Genomic DNA, 24,725 nt, shown 5'->3' with positions numbered 1-24,725 from the left:
AAGATGGATCCCCGATCAGGGTCGGGGATGACAGTTTAGGGGCTTTGTCAATAATCTGAGGCAGGGCGTTTATAACGAACTGCCTTTTTTCTTCTTGGTTTCAGATGTTGATTAATACGTAATTTTGATGGCATCTGCAGTAATGCTTGTTGCCCCCGTACCAATATCCGCGATTTTCGTGGAGGTATAGGACGCACCGGCACCATCGGCATCGTAATAAATAGTCCCTGAATCGTCCCCTGTATTGGCATAGACATAAATTGAAGGGCCACTTCCGCTTAACTGCGCCCCTTCCCCGACATCCGTTACGGTGTGAATGCCAAATTCAAAACCTTCGATTGCCCAGTCTGAACCGGAAAGCCCGTTCAACCCGTCAATCATTGAGGACAATTTCACCGCATCACCAGATTCAAAAGTTGAAATCAGGTCACCGAATTCCGCCATATCATTGAAGACAAAGTAATCATTACCAGCCCCACCATCCAGCGTATCCAGCCCAAAGCCACCGATGATGATATCGTTGCCGTCTCCACCAAAAATCATGTCATCACCATCCCCGCCTTCAATCATATTATCAAATGCATCCCCGGTAATTACATCGGCGTACATACTGCCAATAACATTCTCAAAACCTTCAACGATATCGTTGCCTTCGCCCATTGCCTGATTATTCATCAAATCAACAGAAACGCTAACCCCGGCAAGTTCAAAACTGACCGTATCCGTTCCAACACCACCGATCAGATGATCATCACCTTGACCACCCTTGATCAAATCATCACCTGCCATACCGTTCAGTTTGTTAGATTCAATATCTCCAATCAAGGTATCGTTGTAGGAGGTCCCGATGATCCCTTCGATGGAAGTTAACGTATCCGTTCCTGAACTGGACGTGGTCACCTGCCCCGTTCCAAGATCCACATTGACACCTTCGCTAAAGGAGGCGTACGTCACACCGTCACGGCCCAAGCCGCCATCAATGCTATCGTCACCGATATCAGCAACAAATACCTGTTTACCATCACCACCGACAAAGTAATCCACCATACCATCACCGGCAATTGTCACACCGCTGGCCAAACTGCCGTCATTTGCAAATTGCTGAGCCATCACACGATGTGTGTTGCTATCGGTTTGTTCATCCGTCCAACTTACAACAAAAGTTCCGTTATCGTTGGCCGCAACGGACGGCTGATATTGATTGCCTTGTGTGGTTGCATTAATCAGGAAGTCATCGCCAACGCTGTAACCATCCTGATCAAAGATTTGACCGAAGATTGAGCCACCATCGCCATCTTCATGAAAATCCGTCCAGACAACAACGAAATTGCCGTTACTTAGAACCGCAACATCCGGGCTGTAATCCCCACCATCCAGCGAATTGAAATTGACATCGAAGACATCACGACCAATGACATTTGTATCTGTGATGATGGAACCGTCAGACGCAATAATACGGGCCTGAATTTTTGTTTGATCAAAACCCTCGACAAGCTCCGTTTTCCAGACGGTCAACAGATTACCGTTATCAAGCTCGACAACCTTTAAATCATCAACATAGGGCGTATAATTGGCAATAATCGTTTCGACTGGCAAACCACTATCTACAACAACTTTCGTATTATAAGTGCCATCCAGATTATCGGTCGTATGGGCATAGGCATACCCCCCCCCACTCAAAGCAACCAGAGAAGAAACGGTTTCATCAACGGTATTGAAGCTTTTCAGCAACACCGATGCACCCATGTTGGCTTCAATGTCATCACCGGGCAGTGTTCGCATATAGAACCCGGCATTTACATCCGTTGCGATGTAGGACACGACCACGTCATTATTGGCCAATGTCACCACTTCAGGGCGTTCCAGACTCGTTTCTGTAAGCGAGTCCGAAACAAAGAATGGATCCGGATCAATAGCCGCACCTGACGTGTCAAAACGTTGATAAAGAAGATCACCGGAACTGCTGGACCAGACAACGGCAAAACTACCATTGCTCAACCCTTGGATCGTGGCTGTTTCACCCGGCATCGCGTCCCCGCTTGCAATCGCAAAAGGTGCCATTCCGGCAAACGGGGTCCCATCTTCATTAAAGCGACTGATCAGGAAATCATTACTGGATTGGCGATGGATGGTGACATAGGTGCCATCGGACAGATAGGCAATTTCAGAAACCGTATCGGCCACCACATTTGTATCGTCTACTGTTCGGTCACCTTCATAAGTGACGCTCAGACCATGTGGTGAATAATCAACAATATCGTTGAAGTAGATTTTTTCGATCCCCAGAAGATAGTCCCGTCCTTCGTCACCATCCCCTATAAATTCATCGCTAACAACCAATGCAGAACCTTGTAGACCGATGGAATAATCACCGGAAACATGATCATATGCCGCGACATCCCCGACACCAGTATTTCCGCCGCCGACAATAAAATCATCCCCGATACCACCGTAGAATTGATCATCCCCATCCAGACCGATCATCGCATCGGAATAGATAGAACCGACAAGTGTGTCATCCCCACTTGTCCCGACGATTGCGATGGCTTCGTCATAACGAATAGTCAGGTTGGCATGATCCATTCCGCCTGTACCTGAAACCGTCACATCAAAGTGGATGTCCCCCGAAAACTCATTCGCAGGGGCAAATGTGAAGTTCGCCCCGTCATAACTGAGAACACCGGAAGCATCATTAATCCCGTTGGCTTGGACCTCTGCAATTGCGATACCGTTTACATGGGTAATTTGCAGGGCAGCCCCTTTATCATTCCCAAGGAATTCCGCCGCAGAAATGACAACCGTCTGGTTAATGCCACTTTCATAAATATCAGATGTCGCATCCACCATCACGTTGTCACCAACACCGATGAAATCATCAATCGACAACTCACCTTGATATCCCACCAGCGCAATAAACGTACCGCCATTTTGGGAATAATCATTTTTGATATAAACAAACGCAGCATTATCACTATAGAGCCAGACGATTTGCCCCGGTTCCACATTTGGATCACTTTCGATCGTGCTTAACGTAATCGCAGGATCATCCACAAATCCGTAAGAACCATAAAATTTCATATTTTCCGCAGACTGCGCAATTGAAATTTTATCCTCACCCGATACAAAATCCGCAATTACATCGGTTATATATTGATCGCTATCCTCAGACCCGTAGAATTCAAAAACGTCATTTCCATTGCCGCCAAACAGGAAATCTTCGCCACTTCCGCCTTCCAGCGTATCGTTGCCATCCCCACCAAGCAAGGTGTCGTTGCCGCTATAGCCCCACAGATAGTTATCGTATGAATCACCCGCAATCGTATCGCCGTAAGTACTGCCTGTTACATTCTGAACATTGGCAATATTGAAGGTCGCCACACCATCGCTATGTGTCCCGACCCCATTTTCCAGATCAACGAACACGCCACCCATTTGACCGGTAAAGACAGCTTCATCTTCTGAAGCCGTATCACCACCGTTAATAACAGCCACACCTTCATTGACAATCAAGAAATCGTCGCCAGTACCGCCAAACAACAGATCCCCCGTTTGACCGACAAGGATGTCATCAAAGCTACTGCCCGTCAGTGTTTCTGATGAAAGACCGTCACTGACCAGAATAGAACCAACCGTTGGTACAATGTTTACATTGGTCTGGATTTGATAGACGTTATCCTGTCCATCGATCAACAGATGCAAGAACGCATCATTTGCATTTATATAATGTTGATCAATAATCAGCTCGTGCGACCCCATCCCGTCTGTCAGACTCATCTGGAACTCATCCGATACCGTATGTTCCATATTCGTGATGAAATACGCATCTTCATCCACATAAATATGGTTGATACCAACACTATCGATTACATAATCAGTCCCACCGGAAACGATGTAATGATCGTCCCCATCCGCACCTTGCAAGGTGTCGTTGCCTAACAAGCCGACTAATGTATTGACTGCTGCATCCCCTGTTAGAGTTTCACTGCCATCGGTCCCCTGAATAACGGAAAGCGGATAATCATCAGCCAGAATTTGTTCTGCCGTCGGTGCCGGCACGCCCGTATCCAGCACAATAAATGTTCCGGTATAATCTGTGCCTGTGCCCGCGCCGTTTACATAAATGAAATTATTGCCACTGCCAACAGATACATAATAAACGGTATCTGCCGCCATCCCACCTGCCATAAAGGTTGCCGCATCCGTTGATGACGTGGAAACAAAAGTCATACCACGCATGCCGATAAACTGAATGGCATCCTGCGGTGTCAGGCTTTTAATAACATCAGCCGCCCCTTGGGTTGAGTCAATTGCACTGCTGTAGATATACAGGTTCTTGCCATTGCCACCATCCAGTACATCCACACCACCGCCACCGGTTAAGGTATCATCACCATCGGCACCGGTTAACAGGTTGGCCCCCATATCCCCGATCAAGGTATCGTTAAAAGCAGAACCGTCCACATTTTCAATCGCATAAAGCGTATCATAACCTTGTGAAAGGCTGACGAATTGTTGGCTCATATTTGCCAAATCAACATGAACACCATCTGTTGATCCCGCATAACTGACCGTATCTATACCATCCCCACCGTCAATATGATCATCACCGCCACTGCCAAGAATGATATCATCACCCGCCATCGCATAGAAATTTTCATCGGCATCAGAACCGGCGGGCAATGTTTCAGACGCATTCGTCCCATTGATTGTGGAACTCACTTCAACATGAACAGTGTTACTATGCGAACCACCTTGTCCATCACTGACCGTGTATCCAAACGTTACTATACCTGTGAAATTATAAGCTGGTGTAAAAGTAACATCACCGTTTACAAGGCTAACTGTACCACCATCAACCATGTGTGGGCCGGGACCGGTTTTGCCATCAATCGCCGTAATGCTAAGCGGGTCACCGTCCTGATCATAATCATTTGCCAGAACGTTCAAGACGTTATTGGAAGAATTCACCAAAACAGACAAATCATCAAAACCCGCATGCGGAATGGCATTATGTTCCACAACATTAAGATTAACCGTGAAGGGAGAGGAACTTAAACTGCCTGCATTGATGGCAACCACAGTAAAGGTGTCGGTACCCACATAATTGGCATTGGGCACATATACAAAACTGCCGTCCGGGTTAAAATAAACCACACCATTTTGCGGTTGGCTCTGAACTTGATAACTCAGCGCATCTCCGTAAATTTCGCTATTTTCCACTAAAATCTGACTAACGAAGCTGTCATCTTCTTCAAGCTCAATCGTTGTGGCATTCGTTTTCAGAACAGGCAAACCGGACATAAATTGTGACGCGCTGACCGCGACATCATTTTGGTGACCGGAAACATCACTGATCATACCCGTGGCAGGATCATCCATCATGGTCCAATAAGCCAACAGGTTCGGATCACTCGGATTAACGCCGCCTTCACTTGCTGTCATTAACGCTTCTTGGCTGAGAACACTATTCCAGATTTGAACAGCCCCAAATTGCGCCGTGCCAAACCCACCCAAGATACCGCCAAATGTATCCGAACCGAGACCGCCAAGAAGGTCATAATACGGCTCCACGGGTTCCTGATAAAAAAGGTTATCACCTGAATAAACCTTCAATTCATTCCCATCAAAGGTAACGGAGAGATTGGACCACTCCCCCATTTCCATTGCATTATAAACGGTTGCATAAATGGAGTTACCGACAGCAACCTCAACATAATCATTGTACGCGGTAACGGTGATATCCCCATCACCAACCATCAGTAATTCCGTACCGTTGCCCGCATCATCCAACTTCACCCACATAGAGGCGCTAAATTCATTGCTGTTGAATGTATAGGACCCAATATCCAGCCCTGTACCAGTAATCTCAACAGATTGATAAGGATAATCAATCAATCCCGGTGTTTCATTGATCCAAACCGGAGTGCCTGTAATATAAGCACTGAGATCAATATCATTCATACTGTCAAAATGGTCATTGAAAATACTATATCCATCGCCATCATCCATATGCCAATAGGCCGCCACATCGCTGGTAGGAAGATCATGCGGACCATTTTCCACAACCTCCTGCATTTCTGCGGCGCTGAGGGCGCGATTATAAATTCCGAGTTCCGAAAGGTCACCGACCATATTCAATGCCGAATTTGAAGAATGCCCGCCAATCGTCACCATTGAATCAATTGAAAAAGTTGAATAATCACCCGTTCCCACATCAATTAAAGATGGCACTTGTTGTCCATCCACAAACAGCATCACACCACTGGCAGGATCAAAACTGTACCCAAGGTTATGCCAGTGCCCATCGTCCAGCCCGGCAAATTGCGGATAGAGTCCGGAATCAACCGTCCAACTGTGTGAACCGCCCGCCCATGTCAAATCCAATGTGATCTCGCCATAGGTTGACAGAGACATATTCAGCGTTGAGGATACATCACCCATGCTGAATATCGTAACAGCACCATCAGCTATACCATCGCTAATAGGTTCCACACGCGCCCAGACCGATGCAGAATGCCCTGTTAAAGCAATCTCTGAATAAGACGTTGCCGTTACGTTACCGTCAAAATGGAGGCCATCAAAGGCAACAATATGATTTTGGTATGAGGATAAGTCTTCCAGATATTCGCTATCGTCTTTCGCCAGTCCTGCAAAATCCCAATATCCCCGAAGGGTCGGGTCGGTAATCTCACTTTGCGGCAAAACTTCTTTCATAAAAGTTTGAATTTCGCTTTCACTGCGAATATCAGACCAGATACGAGACTCGGTAATTTCACCATTTAACGGTGACGTTTCATCAATTGTGTTACCAACGGTCAGGGTCGCATCCGCAGCACTCGCGGGTGCCTGAGACGCGCCATCGTAATTCAATGTCCCAACAGAGACACCATCGACATACAGTGTCACATCGCTTTGTCCACCAACATTATTATCACGCACAAGCACCAAATGATGCCAATTGCCCGCCACGAAGTTGGTGTCGAAGCTCAAATCCACATCCAGACCAGCCCCATATTCATGTTTATAATGAATATCGCCGCCTGCATCGAGGTAAAGCTGATAAGCAATATTGGTTGAACTGGTTTCCCCATTCCCGCCAAAGGCAACAATGGTTTGCTCACCTATCACTTGGTTAAACTTGACCCATGTTTCCAGTGTCAAATCATCGGTTAATTCCAAACTGTCACCGCTACCACGCCCCACATCAACAATCGTGGAAACACCATCAAAGCTAAGTGAAACAACCTCGCTTGCCAAACCACTCACCACAGGCATATCGAGCGTATTTTGAGTGCTCAGCGTAAATGTTTCAGTATAAGTCAACCCTGTGCTGTCTTGTGCTGTAATATTAATTTGGAAGGATTGATCTGCCGGGTTTTCATAATCAAGTGTATAACCCGCTTTCAATTTCAATTCGTTCCCGACCACCTCAAAACGCGGATCATCGACCGTATAGGTGAACGCTTCCTGCGCGTTATCAGGATCAATGGCAGCGAGTTGCCCGACAACAGCCCCATCCGTATCTTCGGCAACATTTAAGTTACTCAAGATAATATCCGTCGGAGCTTCATTCTGGTTTTGCGTCGAAATGGTGAAGCTTTCGCTATAGGTCAAACCACCAGAATCTTCTGTGGTAACACTTAAGGAGATGTTTTGATCGGCCGGGTTTTCGTAATTCAGCACTTGGCCCGCTTTGAGTTTAAGCTGGCTGCCCACCACTTCAAAACGACTATCACTTACCGTATAGGTGAAGCTTTCATTACCACCGTCAGGATCGATCGTACTTAAAACACCAACAACAGCTCCATCCGTATTTTCATCGACAGTCAGATTATCAAGGCTAATATCGGTTGGACCGTCATTTACCGGGCTGACATAGACCGCGACTGTTCGGCTATCCGTACTGCCCTGTCCATCACTCACTATAACAATGAAATCATCATATCCGTTATAGTTTGGATTGGGCGTATAGGTAAATTGTCCTGTTTGAGGGTTAATTGTGACATTACCGTTTGCTGGTAAATACTGCTCGTCCACAGAATAGGTCAGGCTATCACCATCGGCATCACTTGCGCTGAGACTATCCGTAAAGACGGTATCCTCGGCAATAGAACCGCTAAGTGAACCTGACGCAATCACCACCGGATCATTCACCGAATTCACATTAAACGTCAAAATGGCTTCATTTTCCGAGAACACGGTTTTATTAACGTCATAGACAGCCCCGTCTGAAGCTTGCCATCCAAGGGTGACTGTCCCGTGGTAATTCGCCGCCCCCTGGAACGTCAGATTGCCAATTTGGTTGACCGCAATCTCTTGTCCAACGGTTACTGCGGTGCCATTCAGTTTTAAACTTCCGCTTTCAACAAATGTCGTAACGCCTTGTGCATCGGTTACAGCAATGCGTGGCAATTGGGTAATGCGAATGGCGGCAAGACTGTCCCCGTCAACATCATTAAATCCGGCCTGAAAATCTGCGGCACTAAACGTATGAACGACATCCTCATCAACCGATAGTTGAGTATTACTTACCGTTGGCAGATCGTTGGTCCCGTTAATCGTTACCGTTGCTGTCCCTGTTGATGAAACACCAAAACTATCGGTAACAACATAGGTAAAAGTATCTTCTTTAACATCCTGATCCCCAAGGGCTTTTAAGATCGGATTATTCGGATCCGGCGTGTAAATCACACGCCCCCCCACACCGTTATTCAAGATCGTAAGCGTACCGTAAACGGGTTGCGTTCCAATAGACGTGACGGTAAGGATATCACCCGCATCCACGTTGATGTCGTTTGCCAATAGGTTAATCGTAACTGGCGACGTTTCGTTAATGGTTGAGGCAACATCATTGACCGCAATCGGCGCATCATTCACAGACGTAATCGTCATCACCACATTGGCACTGGCGATTTTTTCGTTATCAGTCGTGATCAGGTAACTAAACCGGACCTCCCCACTATAATCTTGCGGCGGGGTGAAGATATATTCGCCTTGTGCATTTTTGACAATCGTTCCCACATTTGGTGTACCAACGTCCAAAATCTGAACAGGTTGCCCATCGTTACGATAATCATTTGCCAGCAGATGATTATTTAGAATAACGCTCTGGTCTTCATCCGTGGAGAACGCATCATTCTGTGCAATCGGGGTTGAATTTACATCCGCTTCTGCCTGTGCCAGTTCAACTTTTGCATCAATCACATTGGATAATTGCGTATAGCCCTGTTCCAAAGCTGTGGCATCATTTAAAACACCAAACAATTTGGATCGATGCGCTTGTGCGATGTTCAACTGATTTTGCGCTTCTTTTGCATAGGTTGCCGCTTGCGTTGCATAATTTTTTGCAGTCGCTAAATCATTACCCGCAACCGTCTCATCAGCATAGAAACCGGCATTTTGCGCCGCTGTTGATGCAGCATCCGCAGCCGTACTCACATCCCCGGTAATTTGCGTTGATTTACTATCAACCGCATTTACAGTCGCCTTTAATGTATCCAATTGCGTTTTCAGGCTCGTATAAAGATCATTCCCCAATGTGTTTTGATTGGCGAGAAGGTCATTTTCCAGAGTTGCCAATCTGGTTTGAATGCTCCCTGTCAAAGCTTGAATTTGCGCATCAATCGCTGAGGCATCATTGGATGTCTGGGCGTTATTATCGTCATGGACGGCTGAAGCTTTTGCCGCATCCGCTTCTGCCTGTTTGGCAGATGCGTCTGCCTCTGCTCCATAGGCATTCACGGCTGTCTGGATCGCATTTGAAATATTGGTTTCTGCCTGATCTGCCGTCACTTCCGCATTAATGGCTGATTTTGTGGCCGTGGCGTGTGATTCAACAGACCCTTTTAAAGAATCAAACGCATCAGAAACAGCGGACTTCGCATTTAAAATCAAATTTTTCTGTAAGGTATTAGCATCCTGATTGGTAACGCGCGCATCAAGCTCTGTCTCCAAATCTGCAACGAACGCCTTGAAAGCCGTGTCATATGCGTTAATCGCGTTTGTTTCTGTATTTTCCAGTCCGGTGTTTGTTGCGCTATCAACCGTCTTACTATCAGTTGCACTATGCGAATTAATTGCGTCAGCCATAGTGGTGTAGGCGTCCGTCAAGCTGTTCAACTGGCTATTGGGATCACCAATGACATCATAAGCCGCAATAAGGGCAGCAAACGCAAGGTTGAAATTGCCTAACGCACTGTTTTCAGACGTTTCCGCCTTAATTTGTTCAGCATGTGTTTCGTTTGCCGCAAAACGTGCCTGAGCAATCTTTTCCGCATCCGTCAAAGAACTATCGGTGGTTTTTTCTGCCGCCGCTTGTGATTTTGCTTTGGCCTGTGCGGCTGCGGTTTGGGCCGCTTGGGCATTAGCATCCGCATCACTCGCATAGGTATTGGCTTGTTCAAGCTTGTCTGCAATTTGTTCGGATTTGTCAAAAATCGCACGACTGGCTGTCGCGTCATTCAAATCACTTTGTGCATTACTTGCCGATTGCGCGGCTTCACTTTGATCTGCGGCGGCTTTATCTTTTTGCGTGGTGGCAATATCTTGTTGTTTTTCTGCCGTATCCTCTTGTTTGCCTGTTTCTGTGCGCGCATTGGAGATTTCTTTCACGTTGGAAATACCATCCCCATCAAGGTCGCTTTCATTGACATTCGTTGTGCTGGTATCATCAACGAAGAAGCTCGCATTCAGGTTCGCAGCCGAATTGTTCGTTACATAGGTATTCAGATAGCTCACAAAATCTGTTGAATCCGGCAAAGACGGATCCAGAATTAACGCAACCTTTTTCGCTTCTGCAATAATATTATCAGAAGCCGCACGTGCAGCATCTGATGCGGCTAATGCTGCTTTTTGTGCAATATCGGCAGCCGCCGATGCTTTCAAGGCAGATTGATAAGCACGTTCTGCATCATTCAGTTCGTTCAAAACAGCCGCTTTGGATGCCAAATCCGTGATCGGATTTTGCGCATCTTCGCTAAATTGCGCGATATTTTCCAGTGCCTCTTTATGGGCTTTGGCAGTCGTTGCATCATCATCGGCTTGATTATATTTCGCCTCAGCCGTTGCCTGATCAGCTTCCGCCTGAGTGGCCGCACTATCAGCGGCATTGGCCGAGGCCACAATCGCTTTTAAGTCTGCTTCGACAGATGTTCGCGCCGCCGCATCGGCATCGGCTTGCGCTTTATCAGATTGGATCGAGGCAACATTCTTATTGGCCCCTTGTACAAGGGCTGTCTGCGACGCGGTCTGTTCGGCAAAACCAGCAGCATTTGAAGCATGTCCGGCAGCCGTCTTCGCGGATGCTTCCAACCCATCGTCAATACCGTTGTTATCGTTATCTGTATTGGTGGCACCACTCCCTTGTGCAGCCCCTTGAAATTGCAAGGTGCTTGACAAGGAATTCACGGCACTTAGGGCAAACCCGGCTGCCCCGCCCGTTGGGTTCACCCCATCGTTCACAAGGGCTTGCAAGGCTGATTGAACCTGCAAAGCCGCATCATTGGCAAGGCCGGTGAAATTCGTTGGATCGAAAGACGCCAGTGCAGTTTTAAGCTGAACCAGCAAATCACCTGCAGCGCCATTTACATCCCCGAACGCATTGATCACATTGGCAATTTCAGCGGATGTTGCCGCTTTACCCGATGTTCCCCAATCATTCGCAATGGTTTGCATATTTCCAATATTCTGCAAGGCATTGTTTAATAGCGTGTCCGTATTTAGCGTATCCGTATTATTGCCAACAATAGCCGTCAGTTTACCAAGGGCATTTTTCGCCGCACTAATCGCATTGGCCGCAGAATCAATCGCATTTTCAGCCGAACCTTCCGCACGGGCCAGCGCTGCATCCGCACCATCTTGCACCTGTTGCAATTGGGTCGCATTATCCAAGGCATTTTCCGCAGCTATCGCATTGGCTTTATCCAAAGATTGCGCAATTTCAGTGACTTTGGCCTGAACATCATCAACAGCCTGCGCGGCCTGTTCTGCTTTTTTACTTGCAAGTTCTATGGCTGCTTGTGCGGATTTATATTTTTCAAAAGTCGAACTGTGGATAACTGTCGTTGCATCAATTTTCACCCATGTCGCATCATTATTAAAGACGTTAAAGTCCTTAATCGTATGCGTATCATCATTGTAAATATCAGCGTTCGCAGCGGCAATATCCACGTGATAATTTGCCAAAACCTGTTGTGCATTCGCCAATGCCGTATCTGCGCTTGTTTTTGCAGTTTGCGCATCCCCCAAAGCACCGACAGCATCATTTGTGCTGTTCGGGTCATCATAGGCATTTTGCACTAAAGACTGATTGAACTCGTTATCATCCTTGGAATGTTGTGCCGCAGTTGTTGCAAGCGTATTCACATCCTGCTTTTCTGTCTCGATTTTCGACAGGGCGCTATCGAGTTCACTGTGATATGTCGCCAATCGATACTCGACCTGCGCTTCGGAAACAGCGCGACCCAATTGTTCGGATGAAGATGCAAATGCAGCGTCTGATACCGCATTTGCCAATTGTTCACTCGCTTGTTCAGCGGCACTGAATGCGCTGTCATATGCCGTTTGTGCGACATTGACACGGCTGGTTGCATCGCTTAAGGCTTGGGCTGCATCATTCGCGGCTTCTTGCGCATTTTTTGTTGCATCAACAGCAGCCTGATAGGCAGCTTCCCACGCCTGATAAATGACATTATCCGTATCACCGCCAACTTCCGCTAGAATTGCAGCGGCTTTGTCTTTGGCGGTTTTTTCAGATTCAACCAGACTATTATAAGCCGCTTGTGCAGAGGCATTATCCACTTCTGCGCCGCTCAGTGCGGTGCGCGCCGACGTCAGTTTCGTCAACGCATTGGTTAGAGCCGTATCGGCTGCACTCTCGTTGCTTACCGCCTGTGCTTTATCGGCTTCTGCCTGAATGCGCGCCGTTGTTGCTGCACCACTGCGCCAATTATTGGCCGCCGTCGTTGCATCCCCTGCTGCACTAACCGCCGCCTTGGCATCCCCAACGTATCCGCTGGCGGTTTCGTAATACTCACGCGCATCTTCAGCATAGTCTTCCGCCGTTTCCCCATGACCGGATGCCGCATCTGTTGCCGCCGATGCCGCAGATTGAGCTTTGGCTGTATGGGTTTGCGCTTCGCTCAAATACTGGCTTGCACTTTCCTGATCCCCGTTAATCGCTGCTTCCTGCGCCTTGTCATTGGCGCGCGATGCCAAATCACGTTCCGCCAAAGCCGTATCGTGAAAATCCTTGGCTTGCTCTGTCGCGGCTGCATCTTCGGCCTGTTTCTGTTCTTCCCGGCGCTGTTGTTCTGCCAACACATCATCGCTTGCCTGTTGTGCTGCTGTTTCTGCGGCGGCCTTGGCATCTGCTGCATTTTTCGCAGCCTGTACGCGGGCATCCCACAACTTGTCATACAAATCCAGGGCTTTTTGTATTTGTTCAATACGCTGAGCGGCGGCCGATATTTTACCGCTTTCATCCGCAATCATCCCGGATACTTTACCCATCGTATCCACTTTGGACGCAAAGGTCGTAAAATCTGTACCTTTCATATTTGCCGCATCCAGTACGGCACGTGCTTTTTCCGCAAGACTGGCAGAATCAGACGCATAACTTTGGGTCAAGGTCAAACTATCATTTGCATCTGTAAGGCTTTGTGAGACAGCGGCTTTTAAATTCTCAAGACGTGTATAAAGCGGAATGTATCCGGCAATATCCGTTCCACCAAATTCACTGAGCTCGTCTGCGGTAACTTCTGCCGCCAAAATGGCAGAAACAATGGATTGCCCGGCAGATGGTGTGAATAACTCCAATACACTTTCGACACCATTTCCTGCTGTCGTATCATTTTCATTGGCGTAAGCCTTGCTGTATTCCGTTCTCGCAACGTCTAATTGGTCCGCTGATAACTTCAAGAACCCCGTACGACTGCTGACTTCAACATTATCAACAAGAGTACGAGTTTCAACACCATCACTATTAACTTCACGGCCCCCTACCTGACCTTCCATCGCAGTAATGACATTTTTCGCTGTCGTCGTAATCGTATAACGCAAGCCATTTGTCAGGGTCGTTCCTTCGACAATCGCGATTGCATCTTTGGCGTAAGTTTGTGCCGTTTCTGCCAAACTACGGGCTAAATCCAGATTACCGGCGGCTTGTGCGGCCTGTACCTGTTCCACCAAACCTGTTGTGTTACTATCACCGCCTACGAGGACCTGTTTGGCCACAATCTGATCATATTCATTATGAACAACGGTTGCTTGATTGGCTGCGTTCGTTTGCTCGCTGGTTCCCACGCTATTTTGGGCAATGACATCCGCACCCGATTTCAGGTTTTGTGCTTCCTGAAGGGCAGCTGCGATATCTTTTTCTGCAGCTTGCGCTTTTTCCAACGCCGCTTGCAGAGCTTGTGTTTTCGCGGCATCTGCCGCCGTCTGTGCGGCCTGTTCCGCCGCCGCTTGTGCCGCTGCATCATTATTGACAATCGCCTGAATAATATCCACCGAATGCCCAGCCGTTTCAAACTGTTTTAAGGCCTCGTTATAAGCACTTTCTGCCGAAGTCTGCAAAGACTGCATGCTGGAAATAACCTGATCGATTTCGCTGGGCGGACGGGGATAGTTATCACGCACATCAATGGCACGCGCCAGAACGTTATCATTCGTGCTATTGGCACTATCGACAGAGAAATAATCAAATGCGTTTTTGGCTGCATTTTTCGCCGTTTCAGCCTCTGCCAAAATGGTTTGCGCGTCACTTAAAAGTGTTTCTCGTGCAGTCGGATCACTTTCCGCTTTGGTCAACAGGACTTTTTGATCGGCCTCAATCGCCTTGTCAGACGCAATTTTTGCTTGGGCCAAGGCCTCGTCCAGCAAGGCACGCGCATCGCTGAAAGCATCGTCCAAATCTATCTTTGCTTCCTGAACTGCACGGGCTTCAAGGGCGGCAAGCTTGGATTCAAAAACCGCTAAGAGTTTACTTTCATTCGACACATCTTCCTGTGCTGTAATGAAATCTTCCAGCTTCGCCAACAAATTTTGACGGGCCGTTTGTTCTGCATTTTCAGCCTGTGTCAGATCGTTTTGCAGGGTTGCAGCCGTCGATGAATAACTATTTGCCTTATCGAGCGCCGTATCATAAGAATTTTGCCAAGTTTCAACGAGTTTATTGCCGTATTCAATCAGGGTTTTATATTTATTTACAGCCTGTTGAGCCACAAGAACGACACGTGCAAGCGCGACATCACCGGGGTTGTTATTCAATGCCGTCACGGCATCGTTATATATCGTTTCTTGGGATGAAAGTTGCGTTTGCTGGTAAGAAACAAAATCTTTTGCTTCCTGCAAACCATCAATGCCTTCACCATCAACCACCTTAAAATGATCACTGCCGTTATAAAGCGTCCCGTCATTGATTTTTTCAGCACCCGCAATATAGACATCGCGTTTTGCCTCGGCTGATTTAAACGCAATTAAGGCGCTGACCACATTATCAGCAGCACTGGACAACACAGTGGATGCGCTATTAAATGCCGTTTGCGCCAATGACAGATCCGCTTTGGATGCAACGAGGTCACTATTAACTTCATTTAACTGAGTGGTTGCCGCGTCAATATCGGCTTGCGTCACTTTCATACCGGCTTGTTCATTTTCAAGAATATCTTTTTGAATCCGGTTAAAGAAAGTCAAAACAGTATTATTGCCGGAAAATGTGGCGGTTTCAGCATCACTCGCCTTCGACAAAAACTGGTCTGCAATCGATAAAACTATACTTGGTGCATTGCTCCCGACCAACGCCCCCATTTCATTCATTAAATTATTAAAAGCACTGTCTTGAACTTTGCTATTCGCACTTGTTTGAGCTGCTGCAGCATCCGTTGCGGCCTGATCCATATCGTTGATTGTACTGGCATCGACAACCGCTTTTGCCTTTGTGGCCGCCGTTTGCGTATAACTGGTCAAGGCCAGCAGTTCATCAACAACCGACTCCCATTTAGCCTCAAATGCAGAGCCATTCTTAAACTCCACCGCTTTTAAAGACACAAACAAGTCATTCAGCGTGCTTAGCTTGCTATCAAGGTTGGTAAACGCGTCCGCATGACCGCTAAAGGCCAGCGCATTATTCAATTCAGTCTTGATGCCGTCATAAAATTTATAAACATCGCCAGTTATCCCTTTGAACGTCATCTGCCCATTGGCAGGTACACCGCTCACAACGACTTCACGGGCAAAATCAATGGCTTCAAGATCAGTACCACCGTTGTCCTTGACGAATTTAGCGGCCCGAATAACCGCTTCAACCATGCGGTCTTTGACTGACATGCTCAGGTCAGGATTACTTGAATTCGCGTCCTGTACAACCGTCATGGCTGAGACGATATATTCCGCCTCATTCAACGCATCCGCCAATGTGTTATCGACCTGGCTAACCAATTCAACAACGGCTGCGGGATCTGCAAACGATTTCAAGCCTCTTGCAACAACATATGCAAAATCAGATACACCTGTTGCGATTGCACCAATTGAGTTTGCTGTTGCGTATGCTTCTGCAACATTGTCTACACTGTCTTCAAGCTTATCGGTCGTGTCCGAAGTCCATTCCACAGAAATCCGTTGCGCGTTGGTTTCAACGTCTTTTGCACCGGAATTTGTCCCTGCCGTATTTTCAATTTGGGAAGCCCGAGAAGACAAGGTTGATGCGTTATCCGTCACCTGTAACAAGGTTTGTGCTTGTTCAATAACCGTTGCGTTGTCACTAATAATTTTCTCGACAATGTTAGCCGCGCGATCATCTGCCTCTTGCGCAATTTTTTGAACCGCTATTTTCGCAATTTCCGCTGATACACTCAAATTAGACAATGTGCTTTGCGTCTGCTGAGTAATTTCTTGTAAAGCATCTGCCGTATTGTTATCGACCAACACATCTTCCGGGTTCAACTGCTGTTGCTCATTTCCCGGTTGGTTTGTCGCGGCAGCAACAATAGCTGGCGGTAACAGATTTTCTGCATTGGGAAGGCTGCTCAGCGTTTTACCCGCCATTGCCCCGATTTCGTTCATCGTGAACACGCGGGGTGCCGAATTCCCGTTTGGTGTACTCGTCACCCCTTGGAAAGGCTGGTTAATTGTAATCACATCACCGTTGTTATTGGTGATAATAAATTCACCTGTCGCCCCACCATTATTGGCTTGGTTCGGACTAACGCCCTCGCCGTTTCCTGCCAATTCAGGCAACATGACAGCATCAAGAGTTTCACCGGAAACCTTCAGAACGCCTGCGGTACCACGAATACCGATTGTCGCAACCGGTGTTGTGATTTGCATGGCATCCGGGTTCACCTTCGCAACAGCACCCGATACAAATGTCATCGCCCCGGTTAATAACGTCAAGCCGATCTGACCGTCTTGCGCCCCCGGGTCATAAACCATTTCGTCCAGAAGCATACGTCCATCTTCACCAAGGGCAAATGTCGTCTCATCGGCAAATACGATACCGACCGCCCCGTCACCGCCTGTGACAAGTTCATCCCCTTGAAAAACCGGATCCCCGACTTTTAAGGTAACGCGGGTACCATCTGCACGAACAGCCTCAACCTGACCATCCGCCGTTTCAACCTTGCCAATGGGCTCAAGGCCTTGGGCCTGTCCAACCTGTGCAAATTGTTTGGGGGCAATGGGTCCAGCAAGTTTATGAACGATGTGCGCGGGCAAGACCACACCATTTGGCAAAGTGATTGCGGGTTGGGAACCTGAGGCAAAATAATTGGTGACGAGGATTGCCTCCCCATCTGCCGACGTCACAATCAGGTCGGGACCAGCCCGATCAAACTGCACCGTTGCAATATTGAAAGAGGGAGGGAGATTGACTTCAGCCTTTGTTGAATCCACCACGTAATCTGCAACGCGTGTATCCCCGTTTTCTGGATTGCCCTTGTCAAAGAAATTCATAAGCTTGCCCGCCTAATTTGTGTTAACCCATGCCCCTCGAAAAGCGCAAAATATTTTTATATTTATAGTTTGGTAGATTTTAGCAGTTTCAATTCAAGCAGGACAACTTCAAAGAAGAAAAACAGAGAAAAAAGTCATGCAAATGCATCTAAATGGCACAACCTTTTAGCAATGGAACACAACGCATTGATTTGTTTAAACTTTTAAAGCTCAAAAAAACTGCTAAACAACATGTATAGGAATAAAAAACACGACACGCAGACATCTTTCATCACAAGAAAGAATCCTGAAGCCTCAAATCATCTGAAGATTCGCCTATTCATACAACCGGAAAATATTTGAATATTGGCTTATGCGCTAAACTCAGCAAGACCAAACGAAGACATATTTAAACCACCGCAAATCAATCGTCCTGACTTTTATCCAGCCCTTCTGCATTACTGCGCACACGTGCCATAAATGAAATAAGAAGTTCTTTTTCCTCAGGGGAAAAACCGTCCAGCAGCTTGTTTTCAAGTTCCTGTACTTTTTCAACAAGTTCCTCGAAAACATAATGTCCAGACCGCGTCAATTGCAGCGCGACTTTACGGCGGTCCCCCTCATCAACACGCCTCTCCAGATATCCTGCCTTTGTCAAACCGGCAATCGCGCGACTGACTTTCACCTTATCGATACTCGAACGTGTTACGATCTCACCTGCGGATAAGGGATCTTTACTGTTCCCCAACACGGCCATAGCCCGCCATTCAGAAACGGTCAAATCGTAATCTTTTTCGTAAATGGAAGAAACTGATTGGCTGACCGCACGATAATAAATCCGCACAAGATAAGGAAAGAACTTTTCCAACTGAAAAGTGATCGATTTTTTATCTTTTCGCAACATGGTGCCAAGACGCCCTTAAATTTAGTTTCATCCATAACCATTTAAGGACATAGCGCATAAGGAGGCAAGTTTTTTCAAGATTTGTGCATTTTTTACTTGATTAGTTTCACTTGCAACCATTATAGTTTCATTTGTAACTTATAAATCTGCTTCACAGGGAGGCACCAATGCCCATTCAAAAAATCCATCATGTGGCCTATCGTTGTAAGGACGCCAAGGAAACAGTGCTCTGGTATCAAAAATATCTGGATATGGATTTCGTCCTCGCCATTGCCGAAAATGAAGTTCCTTCCACGAAAGAACCTGACCCGTATATGCATATCTTTTTAGACGCAGGCGGCGGCAACATTCTTGCCTTCTTCGAACTCCCGAACTCCCCGGAAATGGGCCGTGATGAAAACACACCCGCATGGTGCCAACACCTTGCCCTACAGATTGATTCCATTGATGAAATGATGGAAATAAAGAAAAAAATGGAAGCCGATGGCATCAACGTTGTTGGCCCGACAGACCACACCTTGTTCCAATCCATCTATTTTTACGATCCCAACGGTCATCGTCTGGAATTAGCCGCCAATACAGATACACCGGACATGCATAAAAAACTGGATGATGTCAAATGGGACATGCTGGAAGAATGGGCAAAAACAAAACGCGCCCCACAGCATGCGCAATGGATGCATGAAAAGGAATTCTCCAGCTAAGGAGGATATGAGGGGAGGAAATTACAATGCTGAACACATACCAATACCCGGAATTTGACTACGTACAGTCAGAAGAACAAAAATCCGGCACCGTAAAACGCCATAAAGCTGTCATTATTGGCGCAGGCCCCATTGGCCTGACAACCGCACTGGATTTTGCAAAACAAGGTATTCCCGTTGTTATTCTGGATGACAACAACACCGTTTCCATCGGTTCACGCGCCGTCTGTTATGCCAAACGCCCTTTGGAAATCTGGGATCGGCTCGGCGTTGGTGAACGTATGATTGACAAATCCGTGGTCTGGAAAGTCGGGAAAGTTTTTCGGGATGAAGAACTGGTTTACCAATTCGACCTTCTGCCGGAGGATGACCATAAAATCCCGGCTTTTATCAATCTTCAACAATATTATCTTGAAGAATACATGATCGATGAAGCCAAAAAACAATATGGGGATTTGATCGATTTTCGTTGGAAATCCAAAACCATCAGCCTGAAAAATCAGGGCGATCACGTTGCTTTGCAAATCGAAACACCTGACGGTGTCTATAAAATGGAAGCCGATTATGTCGTGGCGTGTGACGGGGCCAATTCCGATACCCGTAAAATGCTGGGACTGGATTTCGAAGGGCAGTTCTTTCAAGATCGCTTCCTGATTGCCGATGTGGTGATGAAAGCCGATTTCCCGGCGGAACGTTGGTTCTGGTTTAATCCCCCCTTTCATCGCAACCAGTCCGTCCTGCTTCACATGCAATCCGATGATGTCTGGCGTATTGATTTTCAATTGGGTTGGGATTGCGACCCGGAAGAAGAGAAAAAACCGGAAAATGTCATTCCGCGTCTGAAAGCCATGCTCGGTGACGATGTAGAATTTGAATTGGAATGGGTTTCCGTTTATCAATTTGCCTGCCGTCAATTGCAAGACTTCAAATGCGGGCGCGTCTTTATTGCCGGCGATGCGGCCCATCAAGTCTCTCCATTCGGGGCGCGTGGCGCAAATACAGGTGTGCAGGATATCGATAACCTGATCTGGAAACTTAAACTGGTTATGGACGGAAAAGCACCGGAAAAACTGCTGGAAAGCTATAGCGAAGAACGTGTTTTCGCCGCAGCGGATAACCTGCTCAACTCCACCCGCTCTACCGATTTCATCACGCCAAAAAGTGCAGTTTCAAAAGCCTTTCGTGATGCTGTACTTGATTTGGCTTCCGATTATGAATTTGCGCGACCTCTGGTCAATTCCGGTCGCCTCTCCATGCCGACTCCCTATATTCATAGCTCGTTGAACACACCGGACGAAGACACCTTTGATGGAAAGATGGTTCCCGGTACAAACTGTGCAGATGCACCGGTTAATGTCGAGGGCACGGAAGGCTGGTTCCTCAATCATATTGCGGACTCTCGTTTTAAAGTTTTAACGTTCAATACAGACCCCGGCTTCAAGAAACTTGATATCAACGGTATCCCTTGCGATGTTATTGTCGTCGGCAAAGATATGCTGGATATCAAAAATCGTCTCAAAGAACGCTATGACGCAAAAGACGGCACAACCTATCTTCTGCGCCCGGACCAACACGTTGCAGCGCGTTGGCGGACATTCGATCAACATAAAATCGAAACCGCCCTTAAACGCGCCACGGCTCAACTCTAAAAAGGAAGCTTTGCAATGTCACTTAAGACCCAAGCAAACATTGAACGTCCTGACGACTTTTATCAGGAACTCATCGACCTTCACCGCGACCTGAGCGAAGAACAAAGTCGTGAGCTGAATGCCAAACTCATCCTGCTTCTTGCCAATCATATCGGCGATATGACGGTCCTGAGTGAGGCAATGAATGCGGCAAAAAAAGATATTGAAGCCAAATAAGAAAACCTCTCACATCTGGCTTTACAAAGAGGGAGCGCACCTTGTTCAAAAGAACACTGCGACCCCTCTTTTCTGTCCCATTTACGCAATACAAAAAAAGTTTTCAAAAAAACGAAATTCTTTCTTGCCAAGCGCATAACTATTACGCTAATAACCTGCCACACAATCTGAGGATGGCTGGCTGAGTGGTCGAAAGCGGCGGTCTTGAAAACCGTTGAACCGAGAGGTTCCTGGGGTTCGAATCCCTAGCCATCCGCCATTAAAACCCCGCGAAAGCGGGGTTTTTTGTTGAAAAGAAACACTTAGAGGCAATTTTCCTAAAACTGAAAAACCAACTGCCATACAGAGTTACCACACATGATCCGCAATTGGGCTGAACCTAATCAGGCGTGGCCAAGGCTCATAACTTCACGGGTAATGGCTTTTTCAATCGCACCTATTTTATCAGCAATATCCGGCATTCCTGCTGCCTTTGCCTGCGCACGAAGATATTCCAAGGAAGCATGCATGCCTTGAATGCGTTCATCAGCATTCGTTTCCAAACCAACATTTTGCATACCCGTTGCACGCGACCATAAGACAGGCTCATAAATACCTGTTTTGCGACGAACGGATGCCAAATATTCACGGCTTATGGGCAAGCGTACAGCAACGGCGCGAGACTCGCCAATCAGGTGTTCTTCCCCAATGCGTTCTGAAGACCAGCCGGCCAATTTGAACAAACGTTCAATAAAAACGTCTGTTACCGTGATCAGTTCCTTCTTGCCATGTGCAAGGCCATATTCAATGCCACCCAGAAACAGTTCCGCACAACCGCGTGACAGCAGGCGATTGATTTTTTGATCCCCATCCGTTTCCACGGCAAAGCGGCTGGATTCAAAATAAATAGAAGAGTCCGGGCAGATTTGGCCATCCAATAATTGCGGGAAAGTATCTCGCAACATATTGGTCCCGGTCATAGGCAAAAAACGTACGGATCCACGCAAACATCCATCAGGACTGTAATAAAGCAAATAGGTTGGGTCTTCTGCATCGTACTGGTCGCGCTCTCGTCCATTTTCTATCGTGACATCCCAGCCCAAACGGCCTTTAAAAACACGGGCACGCTGTTGAAACATTTGATCTAAACGTTCCATAAAAACATGATGGTCGGACGGTTCAATTTGAAATAACATTTTCGGATACCCCTTCGTTTAAAAATTGAATGGAGTATCGCTTTTAGTTGTGCACGCCCCTATAGGGGAATCCCCCTATACCAGTTTGACACTTACGGGGCGATCAAGCCTTCGGTGAGACATTTAACCACAGCATGCGTCCGAGAATACACACCTAACTTATTGTAAATATTTGTAAAATGATTTTCCACTGTCTTACCGGAAATATGTAAGATATCTGATATTTCACCATTTGTTTTACCATCTTTCGCCCATTTCATCACCTCCAGTTCCCGTGGCGTTAGCACGCAGACAAACGGTTTGGGTAAAGAAAGTTCCGCAAAATGGGCATCAAAATGCAGCGATAGAATATGTAATTCAGGAGCATTATGACGGATAGCCGATTGGAAAGCTGCATCCGTTTCATCGCTGGCAACAGAAATAAAGGAGGGTTTTAACCCAATGGTTTTATTGGGCACTGTAAAGCCGTTCCCCAGCCCGCAATCACGGGCTTCGTGCATCATTTGTACCTGTCGCGCTGTCAACCCTTCCGCATCCTGACACCCCCATGCAAAAGGCAGCCTTGCGCGCATTCCGTGTTGGAACACCGGGTCAATCTCGCCATAATTTTCATCCAGATAACGATCTTGCCATTTCAATCCATAATTGTGACGATGGGCAACCCAATCATTTTCAGGAACAGCAAAATTAAAATAGGCAAAGGTTGCAAAGCCAAGCGATTGTATTTGTTTTGCAAAGAGCGCTGCCAAATCATCCGGCGTGTTCGCTTCGGCAATCTCGCCCAAAAAATGGTCTAACTTTTTCATGCCACCCGCAATTCGCACATTGGAATTATAAAATTAACGGTCGAATTGCATTATGTCACTTTTTGAAGCGCGTGGTAAATAATCTTTGATTGAGAATTCACTTTGAACAAATCCTTTATAGTTTGATTTTTTGCTCTTGCCTTCTTTAAATATGTAACGTTATAACGTACGAAAATGGAGAATAGATTATGCTGATACCGGTTACCTTACTGACAGGTTTTTTAGGGAGTGGTAAATCCACTCTCTTGTCTGAAATCCTGCGCGATCAGGAATTTGCCAATGCGGCTGTCATCGTCAATGAATTTGGCGAAATCGGTCTTGATGATTTTCTTGTCACACATAGTAAGGAACAAACTGTTGCGATGACAACCGGTTGCCTGTGTTGCACCATTCGCGGGGACATCACACAAACCTTGCTGGATTTGTTTGAAAAACGAGAAACAGGGCAAATTTCCCCCTTTAATCGTGTGATCATCGAAACAACCGGACTGGCCGATCCTGCCCCTGTTATTCACACCCTTGTCACAGAACCACGTATTGCAAAACGTTACATGCTGGGTGGGGTGGTTTGCACGATTGATACCGTCAATGGATTGGCAACACTCGCAAAGCATGAGGAATGCCAGAAACAAATCGCCGTTGCTGATCGTCTGGTTTATATGAAAACCGATATAGAGGTTGACGAGGCTGCACTGCACGATCTTTATAACGAGATCAAGCATTTAAACCCGCTGGCAATCAAACAGGACCGCCACGGTGTAGATTTTAGCCTGAGCAATCTTTTCGATACAACGTTATACGACCCTAAAAATGATCATTATGATATTGCGCGCTGGCTCAACGATAACGTTTTACACACACACCACGACTCTCATCATCATAATAATAGTGGCATTGAAACCTTTAGCCTCATATTTGACGATCCCTTGCCATCCCGTGCTTTTTTATTGGCCATGCAATTGCTTATCTCCAATCAGGGGAAAGACCTGTTGCGCATAAAAGGTATTGTCAACCTTCAGGAACAATCTGATCGCCCGATCATTTTGCACGGTGTTCAACATGTGTTCCATGAACCCTTGGAATTGGAATACTGGCCATCCGAGGATCACCGCACCCGATTGGTTTTCATCACCCGAAACATTCCCAAACAGACTATCGAATTATTTTTTAAAACATGGCTGAGTTACGATGCAGAACAAGTTTTGGAAATGTCGCGTTAAGGAAGATAGAAGTGGCCCCTATATGTTGGACAGTTTAGCAGCGAATTTAAGGTGGGATGCCTGAGTTAATATTTATGCTGCGATACCGTTCATCGGGGTTAACCCCGATGAACGGTAGTAAAC

8 protein-coding genes and 1 tRNA gene are annotated in these 24,725 nt (G+C 46.8%); 5 read left to right on the top strand and 4 right to left on the bottom strand.

All coding sequences use genetic code 11. The features are described 5' to 3' along the window. Nucleotides 1-111 precede the first annotated feature (111 nt). Complete coding sequence (locus IEW74_RS00045; RefSeq protein ID WP_188659648.1) at nucleotides 112-17,949, bottom strand: tandem-95 repeat protein; 17,838 nt, start codon at nucleotides 17,947-17,949, stop codon at nucleotides 112-114. Nucleotides 17,950-18,352: 403 nt separating this feature from the next. Next, nucleotides 18,353-18,832, bottom strand: a complete 480-nt coding sequence (locus IEW74_RS00040; RefSeq protein WP_188659645.1) for a MarR family winged helix-turn-helix transcriptional regulator — start codon at nucleotides 18,830-18,832, stop codon at nucleotides 18,353-18,355. 167 nt (nucleotides 18,833-18,999) lie between these two features. Between IEW74_RS00040 and IEW74_RS00035 the strand changes: the two genes are divergently transcribed. The 4 genes from IEW74_RS00035 to IEW74_RS00020 all read left to right on the top strand — a co-directional run bounded on the left by IEW74_RS00035 (nucleotide 19,000) and on the right by IEW74_RS00020 (nucleotide 21,660). Then, nucleotides 19,000-19,536, top strand: a complete 537-nt coding sequence (locus IEW74_RS00035) for a VOC family protein (protein ID WP_188659643.1) — start codon at nucleotides 19,000-19,002, stop codon at nucleotides 19,534-19,536. A gap of 26 nt (nucleotides 19,537-19,562) precedes the next feature. Then, entirely contained in the window at nucleotides 19,563-21,185 is a 1,623-nt protein-coding gene (locus IEW74_RS00030) for an FAD-dependent oxidoreductase (protein WP_188659641.1), read from the top strand. A gap of 15 nt (nucleotides 21,186-21,200) precedes the next feature. Beyond that, nucleotides 21,201-21,401 (top strand): DUF2783 domain-containing protein, encoded by a 201-nt coding sequence (locus tag IEW74_RS00025; protein WP_188659639.1) that lies wholly within the window; start codon nucleotides 21,201-21,203, stop codon nucleotides 21,399-21,401. A 171-nt stretch (nucleotides 21,402-21,572) separates the two neighbouring features. Beyond that, nucleotides 21,573-21,660 (top strand) — tRNA-Ser (locus IEW74_RS00020). Nucleotides 21,661-21,784: 124 nt separating this feature from the next. On the opposite strand, the gene IEW74_RS00015 is transcribed toward IEW74_RS00020, so the two are convergent. Then, nucleotides 21,785-22,576 carry an acyl-homoserine-lactone synthase gene (locus IEW74_RS00015; RefSeq protein WP_188659638.1) on the bottom strand — a complete coding sequence of 264 codons (792 nt, stop codon included), beginning with the start codon at nucleotides 22,574-22,576 and terminating at the stop codon, nucleotides 21,785-21,787. Between the two features lie 92 nt (nucleotides 22,577-22,668). Beyond that, on the bottom strand, nucleotides 22,669-23,382 hold the full coding sequence (locus IEW74_RS00010; RefSeq protein ID WP_188659636.1) for a helix-turn-helix transcriptional regulator: 714 nt from the start codon (nucleotides 23,380-23,382) through the stop codon (nucleotides 22,669-22,671). Nucleotides 23,383-23,570: 188 nt separating this feature from the next. On the opposite strand from IEW74_RS00010, the gene IEW74_RS00005 reads away from it, so the two are divergent. After that, nucleotides 23,571-24,602 (top strand): CobW family GTP-binding protein, encoded by a 1,032-nt coding sequence (locus IEW74_RS00005; protein WP_229734175.1) that lies wholly within the window; start codon nucleotides 23,571-23,573, stop codon nucleotides 24,600-24,602. Nucleotides 24,603-24,725 lie beyond the last annotated feature (123 nt).

It is taken from the genome of Terasakiella brassicae, from assembly GCF_014641495.1.
GTDB lineage: Bacteria > Pseudomonadota > Alphaproteobacteria > Rhodospirillales > Terasakiellaceae > Terasakiella > Terasakiella brassicae.
The sequence above is the reverse complement of the archived record's forward strand: the minus strand, read 5'-3'. Positions and strand labels throughout refer to the sequence as shown.

What these genes read in the sequence shown, in the direction of transcription:
- IEW74_RS00045 (WP_188659648.1), bottom strand. Translation starts at nt 17,949, where the DNA reads ATGAATTTCTTTGACAAGGGCAATCCAGAAAACGGGGATACACGCGTT.
- IEW74_RS00040 (WP_188659645.1), bottom strand. Translation starts at nt 18,832, where the DNA reads ATGTTGCGAAAAGATAAAAAATCGATCACTTTTCAGTTGGAAAAGTTC.
- IEW74_RS00035 (WP_188659643.1), top strand. Translation starts at nt 19,000, where the DNA reads ATGCCCATTCAAAAAATCCATCATGTGGCCTATCGTTGTAAGGACGCC.
- IEW74_RS00030 (WP_188659641.1), top strand. Translation starts at nt 19,563, where the DNA reads ATGCTGAACACATACCAATACCCGGAATTTGACTACGTACAGTCAGAA.
- IEW74_RS00025 (WP_188659639.1), top strand. Translation starts at nt 21,201, where the DNA reads ATGTCACTTAAGACCCAAGCAAACATTGAACGTCCTGACGACTTTTAT.
- IEW74_RS00015 (WP_188659638.1), bottom strand. Translation starts at nt 22,576, where the DNA reads ATGTTATTTCAAATTGAACCGTCCGACCATCATGTTTTTATGGAACGT.
- IEW74_RS00010 (WP_188659636.1), bottom strand. Translation starts at nt 23,382, where the DNA reads ATGAAAAAGTTAGACCATTTTTTGGGCGAGATTGCCGAAGCGAACACG.
- IEW74_RS00005 (WP_229734175.1), top strand. Translation starts at nt 23,571, where the DNA reads ATGCTGATACCGGTTACCTTACTGACAGGTTTTTTAGGGAGTGGTAAA.